We start from the raw sequence: 7,015 nt of genomic DNA, 5'->3' as shown, positions 1-7,015 counted from the left end.
GGAGGCGGCGCGGCGACGGGCGGCAGGAGGAGTCGTCCCCGATCTGGAAGGATGTGCGCATGCCTTTGGACGCCAGCATCGCCGCCCGCCTCAAGCGCAACGCCGACGGGCTCGTCTGCGCGGTCGCGCAGGACCTCGACACACGTGATGTGCTCATGGTCGCGTGGATGAACGACGAGGCCCTGCACCAGACCCTCACCACGGGCCGCGCCGTCTATTGGAGCCGCTCGCGCCAGGAGCTGTGGCGCAAGGGCGACACCTCGGGCCACGTTCAGGAGGTGCACGACGTCGCGATCGACTGCGACGGCGACGCCCTGCTGCTCACGGTGACCCAGCACGGTGCCGCCTGCCACACGGGGGAGCGCACGTGCTTCATCGAGGGTGGCTCGCTGCTGGACGCCTCAGCGGAGCCTGGAGCATGAGCGTGACCGAGACCGTCCGCCCCGCCTGGGGCGAGACGTGGCCCTCGCTTGAGCGCTTCGTGGAGATCGGCGCGACCAGGCGCGTGGTGCCCGTGGTCCGCCGGGTGCTTGCCGACGGACTTACCCCTGTCGCCGTGTATCGCGCGCTGGGCGAGGAGCGCCCCGGCACCTTCATCCTCGAATCCGCGGAGCCAGACGGCACCCGCGGCCGCTTCTCCTTCGTCGGCGCCCACTCGCGTGCGACCCTCACCATCGAGGGTGACGACGCGCGCTGGTCGGGCGACGTCCCCGTGGGCCTCACGGACGGCGCGCCCCTCGAGACCATCCGCCACGCGCTCAGGGAACTCCAATCGGAGCCCATCCCCGGCCTCCCGCCCCTCACCGGGGGGCTGGTGGGTGCGCTCGGCTGGGACATCATTCGTCAGTGGGAGCCCACGCTGCCGTTCAAGGCGCCGCGCGAGATCGACGTTCCCGACGTCACGCTGTTGCTCGCCACGGATATCGCCGCCATCGACCATCACGACGGCTCCGTGTGGCTCATCGCCAACGCGGTGAATGCCGACGCCCGCGCCGACGGCATCGAGCGCGCGCACGCCGACGCCGTGGCCCGTCTGGACCGCATGGAGCGGGCTCTCGCCGAGGTCGACGCAGCCGAGGTGTCACGCCTTGACCCCGAGGCCCCCGAGCCGACCCTTACCCAGCGCAGCGCGCCGGGGGAGTACGAGGAGGCGGTGCGCTTCGCCAAGGAAGCGATCCGCGATGGCGAGGTGTTCCAGATGGTGCCCTCGCAGCGCTTCGACGTGGACTGCCCGGCCAGCCCCCTCGACGTGTACCGGGTGCTGCGCACGCTGAACCCGTCGCCGTACATGTACTGCTTCCACCTCGCCGATGACCAGGGACGCGAGTTCGCGGTCGTGGGCGCCAGCCCCGAGTCGCTCGCCGCGGTCAAGGACGGGCGCGTGTCGACCTTCCCGATCGCCGGCTCGCGCCCGCGCGGCGCAAACGTCGAGGAGGACGCGCGGCTCGAGGCCCAACTGCTCGCGGATCCCAAGGAGATCGCCGAGCACGTCATGCTCGTCGACCTCGCGCGCAACGACCTCGTGAAGGTCTGCGAGCCCACCTCCGTCGAAGTGCTCGAGTTCATGAAGGTCAACCGCTACAGCCACATCATGCACATCTGCTCGACGGTGGTCGGCGAGCTTGAGCCGCACTACGGACCCGTGGACGTGCTGACCGCGACGTTCCCCGCCGGCACCCTGTCGGGAGCGCCCAAGCCGCGAGCGATTGCCCTGATCGACGAGATCGAGCCCGCCAGGCGCGCGCTGTACGGCGGCGCCGTCGGGTACTTCGACTTCGCGGGCAACATGGACATGGCGATCGCCATCCGCACGGCCCTTATCGAGAACGGCACCGCGCACGTGCAGGCCGGAGCAGGCATCGTCGCCGATTCCGTGCCCGCCAACGAGGATCAGGAGACCAAGGACAAGGCCGCGGCGATGGTCCGAGCCATCGGCATGGCGGCACGTCTGCGCACTATCACCGCTGGCTAGACTGGCCCGCGAACGCCTTAAGGAGAAACACCATGTCCAGCATCGAGATCGCCCCCGAGGACCTTCCCGAGGTCGCCCACGCCAACCACGGCAAGACCACCGCCGCGTGGACCACCAACATCGGCCTCGTCATCGCCTCGCTGTTCATCGGCTTCGGCATCGCCCTTCCGGTGTGGGCCCTCGTCTGGGTCGGTGTCGCCATCGCTGTCGTCTCGCTCGCCGCCGGCGCCGCCCTGCGCGCGCTGGGCCACGGCCAGCCGCTCAGCTAGCGTCGTCCGTCCCGGCCGCCGCCAGATACGAAGGAGAAACGCATGACCGACGTTCCCCCGCCCCCTGGCGGCCAGCCTCCCTACAACGGCGGACAGCCGCCGTACGGTGGCATGACCCCGCCGCCGCCCGGAGGCTACGGCGCACCCCCGCCGCCCGGAGGCTTCGGTGGTGCGAGCGAGGAGAAGAACAGCCTGGGCGTGTGGGCGCTGGTGCTCGGCATCCTGGGCTTCGTCTGCTGCGGTATCTTCACCGCCATTCCCGCGATCATTGTCGGTAAGTCCTCCGAGCAGGCCGCCGCGCAGGGGCTCGCGACCAACGGCACGCTCGGCAAGGTGGGCCGCATCCTCGGCTGGGTCCAGGTGGGCCTCACCATCGCCGTCGTCCTGCTCTACGCGGTCCTGTTTGCTACGGGAGCCGTCACCACCGACGACTTCAACCGCTACTACTAAACCGACAATGGCCGATGCCGTGCTCGCCCAGGCGCCTCCCTCCCCAGGGAGGCGCCTGACGGCGCCGATCGCGGCATCGGCCATCGCCGTGTCCGCGTGGGCCTACACGGCCCTCGCGAACCCGTACCAGGAGGGGTTCTTCCCCTCGTGCATGTGGCTCTCGCTGACGGGCCACTGGTGCCCCGGCTGTGGGGGACTGCGTGCCGTGCACGAGCTCGCCCACGGTGACGTCGCCGCGGCACTCGCCCTCAACCCGCTCGCGGTGCTCGTCATCCTCCCGCTCGGACTCTTCCTCCTTGTCGCGTGGCTGCGCGCGGGGTGGCAGGGGCGCTCGGGACCACGCATCCCCGTCTGGGCCGCGGTCGCGGTTCCGGTGCTGCTCGTGGTGTTCTGGGTGGCGCGCAACATCCCCGCACTCGAGCCCTTCCTCGCGCCCTAACGCGGTCGTCGCTCCGGTCAGGGGGCCGGGCGAGCGCCGGTACGATGGGCCGCATGGCAAGGGGAGAGCGATGACGACTGTGCTGGACAGCATCGTGGCGGGAGTGCGCGAGGATCTCGCGGTGCGCGAGAGCGCCACCACCATGGATCAGCTCAAGGAGCGCGCCGCACGGCAGCGCGAGGCGATCGACGCGCGGGCCAAGCTCGCCAGCCCCGAGGTCTCCGTGATCGCGGAGGTGAAGCGGTCGAGCCCCTCGAAGGGCGACCTCGCCTCAATCTCGGACCCGGCACTGCTGGCCACCGAGTACGAGGCGGGCGGAGCATCGGTCATCTCCGTCCTCACCGAGCAGCGCCGGTTTGGCGGATCGCTCGACGACCTCGACGCCGTGCGGGCGAAGGTCGACATCCCCATTTTGCGCAAGGACTTCATCGTCACGCCGTACCAGGTGTGGGAGGCGCGCGCCCACGGCGCGGACGTGGTCCTGCTGATCGTTGCGGCGCTCGACCAGATGGCCCTCGAGGGCCTCGTGGAGCGCGTGCACTCGCTGGGCATGACCGCCCTGGTCGAGGTGCATGACGCCGACGAGGTGAAGCGCGCGGCCGACGCCGGCGCGCGAGTGATCGGCGTCAACGCCCGCAACCTCAAGACCCTCGAGGTCGACCGTCACACGTTTGCGCGCCTGGCACCCACCATTCCGGCTGGGATTGTGAGGGTCGCCGAGTCCGGCATCCGCGACGGCCACGACGTGGTCGAGTACGCCCGCATGGGCGCGGACGCGGTGCTCGTGGGCGAGGCGCTCGTCAAGGACAAGGACCCCCGCCAGGCGGTGGCCGACATGGTGGCCGCCGGCGCCCACCCGGCCCTGCGTGCGGTGCGCCCGTGACGGGCTCCCTGCAGTCCGCGCCGGGACCCTTCTTCGGCGATTTTGGAGGACGGTTTGTCCCCGAGGCGCTCATGGCGGCGCTCGACGAGCTCACCGACGCGTACGACAAGGCCAGGGTCGACCCGGCGTTCGGCGACGAACTGGAGCGGCTCGCGCGTGACTACACGGGCCGCCCCAGCATCATCACCGAGGTGCCGCGCTTCGCGGCCCACGCGGGTGGCGCGCGAGTGTTCCTCAAGCGCGAGGACCTCAACCACTCCGGGTCCCACAAGATCAACAACGTGCTGGGCCAGGCTTTGCTCACCAAGCGCATCGGCAAGCAGCGCGTGATCGCGGAGACGGGAGCGGGCCAGCACGGCGTCGCGACGGCTACCGCGGCGGCGCTCATGGACCTCGAGTGCGTCATCTATATGGGTGAAGAGGACACCGAGCGCCAGGCGCTCAACGTGGCCCGGATGCGCCTGTTGGGCGCGGAGGTCATCCCCGTGGCGACCGGCACCCGCACGCTGCGCGACGCCATCAACGAGGCCTTCCGCGACTGGGTCGCCAACGTCGAGACCACCAACTACGTCTTTGGTACCGCCGCCGGCCCCCACCCGTTCCCGGCGATGGTGCGCGACTTCCAGCGCGTCATCTCCGTCGAGTCGCGCGAGCAGATGCTCGCGCTCGGTGGGCTGCCCGATGCCGTCCTCGCCTGCGTCGGCGGCGGCTCCAACGCGATCGGTTCCTTCGACGCCTACCTGGACGACACCGACGTGCGCCTGATCGGCTGCGAGGCCGCTGGCGACGGCGTGGAGACCGGACGCCACGCGGCGACGCTCACGGGCGGCCGCCCCGGCATCCTGCACGGTTCCAAGTCGTTCATCCTCCAGGACGAGGACGGGCAGACGCAGCCGTCGCACTCGATCTCGGCCGGGCTGGACTATCCCGGCGTGGGCCCCGAGCACACGTGGCTGTCCTCGATAGGCCGCGCCGAGTACTGGCCCATCACCGACGCTGAAGCGATGGACGCGTTCCGCCTGCTGACCCGCACCGAGGGCATCATGCCCGCGATCGAGTCCGCCCACGCCCTCGCGGGCGCCATCAAGCTGGGCGAGGAGCTGGGGCCCGACGCGACGCTGCTCGTCACGCTCTCGGGCCGCGGTGACAAGGACGTCGAGCAGGCCGCACGCTGGTTCGACATGTTCCCGGGGGAGGACGCGTGAGCGCGCTGACCGAGCGGATCGACGCCGCGAAGGCCGAGGGCCGCGTCGCACTCGTCGGCTACCTTCCCGTGGGGTACCCGGATGTCCCGACCTCGCTGGCCGCGATGCGCGTGCTCGTCGAGGCCGGCTGCGACATCGTCGAGGTGGGGCCCGCCTACTCGGACCCCCTGCTCGACGGCCCGGTGATCCAGCACGCCGCCGCCGTCGCCCTTGAGGGTGGCGTCAAGGTAGACGACGCGTTCACCGCGGTGCGTACGGTCGCCGAGGCCGGCGCCGTGCCCGTCGTGATGGCGTACGGCAACCTCATGTACGCCCGCGGTTGGAAGCGCTTCGCGGCCGACCTCAAGGCCGCCGGGGGAGCGGGCGCCATTACGCCCGACCTCACGCCCGACGCCGCCCCCGAGTGGGTGGAGGCCGCCCGAGCAGCCGACATCGACACCATCTTCTTGGTCGCGCCGTCCACCACCCGTGAGCGCATGCAGCTCACCTGTGATGCGTCGCGCGGCTTCGTCTACGCCACGCCCCTCATGGGCGTGACGGGGGAGCGCGCCAGCGTCGGCGACGCCGCCGAGAGGGTCGTAGGCGCGGCCCGTGAGGCCGGCGCCGCACGCGTGTGCATCGGCGTCGGTGTCTCGACCGGGGTCCAGGCCGCCGAGGTCGCGCAGTACGCGGACGGCGTCATCGTCGGCACGGCATTTGTGCGCGCCCTGGGTGACGAGGGCGACCTCGAGCGCCTGCGCGCCAAGGTCGAGGAGCTCGCCGCTGGCGTGCGGGGTGAGGCATGATCGCCGCGTCGATCCCCAGCCCCCCGGTCGAGTGGTCGTCGTTCTCGATCGGCCCGCTCACCATTCACACCTACGCGCTGTGCATCGTCGCGGGCATCTTTGTCGCCCTGTGGCTCACCACGCGCCGCTGGGTCGAGCGCGGCGGCGACCCCGACCTCGTGGGTGAGATCGCTCTGTGGGCCATCCCGTTCGGCATCGTCGGCGGCCGGCTGTATCACGTCATCTCGACGCCAGGTCCGTACTTCGGCGAGAACGGCAACCCCGTCGACGCCTTCAAGATTTGGGAGGGCGGGCTCGGCATCTGGGGCGCCGTCGCTCTCGGCGCCCTGGGCGCCTACATCGGCGCCAGGCGCCACGGCGCGAGCTTCAGCGCCTTCGCCGACGCCGCCGCCCCCGGCGTCCTGATCGCCCAGGCGATCGGCCGGCTCGGCAACTACTTCAACCAAGAGCTCTTCGGCGGTCCGACCGACCTGCCGTGGGGACTCGAAATCGACCCCGCCTTCCGACCGGACGGCTACGAGCAGTTCGCGACGTTTCACCCCACGTTCTTGTATGAACTGCTGTGGAACCTCGCGGGGGCATTTCTCATCATTTGGCTCGACCGCAAGCGCGACCTGCGCGGCGGCCGGGTGTTCTGGCTCTATGTGATCGTGTACGTCTCCGGACGCCTGTGGATCGAGATGGTCCGCATCGACACGGCGGTGCACATCCTTGGGGTGCGCGTCAACGTGTGGGTGTCGATCGCCGTCCTCACGCTCGCAATCGTCGCCTTCGTGGTCTTGGGGCGCCGCCAGCGCGCCTCGGGGGTTCACATCCCTCGGGGTGAACTCGCCGCCAAGGTGACCACGGCATCGGCCGTCGACAGCGAGTCCGAAAAGGCGGATACCGCCTCCGAGGGCGGCGTCTCCCCGGACGATCGTCCCGAAGACCAGAACAACTCATAGACGATTCTTTACCTGGGGCCTTAAGGCGGTACGCTGAACACCCGTGTGTTCACCGGGCCGACGGCGCC

At 70.4% G+C, this 7,015-nt stretch carries 9 protein-coding genes; all 9 read left to right on the top strand.

Annotated elements, in window-relative coordinates:
* Positions 1-59: 59 nt before the first annotated feature.
* The 9 genes from hisI (at position 60) to lgt (ending at position 6,947) form a co-directional block, all read left to right on the top strand.
* A complete protein-coding gene (gene hisI, locus B7K20_RS08255; protein WP_084102053.1) occupies positions 60-422 on the top strand; it encodes a phosphoribosyl-AMP cyclohydrolase in 363 nt (120 codons plus the stop codon).
* Positions 419-1,972, top strand: a complete 1,554-nt coding sequence (locus tag B7K20_RS08250) for an anthranilate synthase component I (protein ID WP_084102052.1) — start codon at positions 419-421, stop codon at positions 1,970-1,972. Before hisI ends, B7K20_RS08250 begins: the two co-directional genes overlap by 4 nt.
* Before the next feature lie 32 nt (positions 1,973-2,004).
* Positions 2,005-2,241 (top strand): HGxxPAAW family protein, encoded by a 237-nt coding sequence (locus B7K20_RS08245; RefSeq protein WP_084102051.1) that lies wholly within the window; start codon positions 2,005-2,007, stop codon positions 2,239-2,241.
* 42 nt (positions 2,242-2,283) lie between these two features.
* Positions 2,284-2,691: a DUF4190 domain-containing protein gene (locus B7K20_RS08240; RefSeq protein WP_084102050.1), complete on the top strand. Its 408-nt coding sequence runs from the start codon at positions 2,284-2,286 to the stop codon at positions 2,689-2,691.
* A 7-nt stretch (positions 2,692-2,698) separates the two neighbouring features.
* Positions 2,699-3,130 carry a DUF2752 domain-containing protein gene (locus B7K20_RS08235; RefSeq protein ID WP_084102049.1) on the top strand — a complete coding sequence of 144 codons (432 nt, stop codon included), beginning with the start codon at positions 2,699-2,701 and terminating at the stop codon, positions 3,128-3,130.
* Positions 3,131-3,200: 70 nt separating this feature from the next.
* The gene (gene trpC / locus B7K20_RS08230; RefSeq protein WP_084102048.1) at positions 3,201-4,013 is read left to right on the top strand and encodes an indole-3-glycerol phosphate synthase TrpC; all 813 of its coding nucleotides are present in this window, start codon (positions 3,201-3,203) and stop codon (positions 4,011-4,013) included.
* Positions 4,010-5,218, top strand: coding sequence for a tryptophan synthase subunit beta (trpB, locus tag B7K20_RS08225; protein WP_084102047.1), 1,209 nt, complete (start codon positions 4,010-4,012; stop codon positions 5,216-5,218). Before trpC ends, trpB begins: the two co-directional genes overlap by 4 nt.
* Positions 5,215-6,003, top strand: coding sequence for a tryptophan synthase subunit alpha (gene trpA, locus B7K20_RS08220; RefSeq protein WP_084102046.1), 789 nt, complete (start codon positions 5,215-5,217; stop codon positions 6,001-6,003). Before trpB ends, trpA begins: the two co-directional genes overlap by 4 nt.
* Entirely contained in the window at positions 6,000-6,947 is a 948-nt protein-coding gene (lgt, locus tag B7K20_RS08215; RefSeq protein ID WP_084102045.1) for a prolipoprotein diacylglyceryl transferase, read from the top strand. The genes trpA and lgt overlap by 4 nt, the downstream gene beginning before the upstream one ends.
* Positions 6,948-7,015 lie beyond the last annotated feature (68 nt).

This window comes from Demequina sp. NBRC 110051 (assembly GCF_002090055.1).
Lineage (GTDB): Bacteria > Actinomycetota > Actinomycetes > Actinomycetales > Demequinaceae > Demequina.
This window is presented reverse-complemented; position numbering and strand designations above follow the sequence as displayed.

Excerpts from the sequence above, each read along its gene's own strand:
- hisI (WP_084102053.1), top strand. The coding sequence starts at position 60 with ATGCCTTTGGACGCCAGCATCGCCGCCCGCCTCAAGCGCAACGCCGAC.
- B7K20_RS08250 (WP_084102052.1), top strand. The coding sequence starts at position 419 with ATGAGCGTGACCGAGACCGTCCGCCCCGCCTGGGGCGAGACGTGGCCC.
- B7K20_RS08245 (WP_084102051.1), top strand. The coding sequence starts at position 2,005 with ATGTCCAGCATCGAGATCGCCCCCGAGGACCTTCCCGAGGTCGCCCAC.
- B7K20_RS08240 (WP_084102050.1), top strand. The coding sequence starts at position 2,284 with ATGACCGACGTTCCCCCGCCCCCTGGCGGCCAGCCTCCCTACAACGGC.
- B7K20_RS08235 (WP_084102049.1), top strand. The coding sequence starts at position 2,699 with ATGGCCGATGCCGTGCTCGCCCAGGCGCCTCCCTCCCCAGGGAGGCGC.
- trpC (WP_084102048.1), top strand. The coding sequence starts at position 3,201 with ATGACGACTGTGCTGGACAGCATCGTGGCGGGAGTGCGCGAGGATCTC.
- lgt (WP_084102045.1), top strand. The coding sequence starts at position 6,000 with ATGATCGCCGCGTCGATCCCCAGCCCCCCGGTCGAGTGGTCGTCGTTC.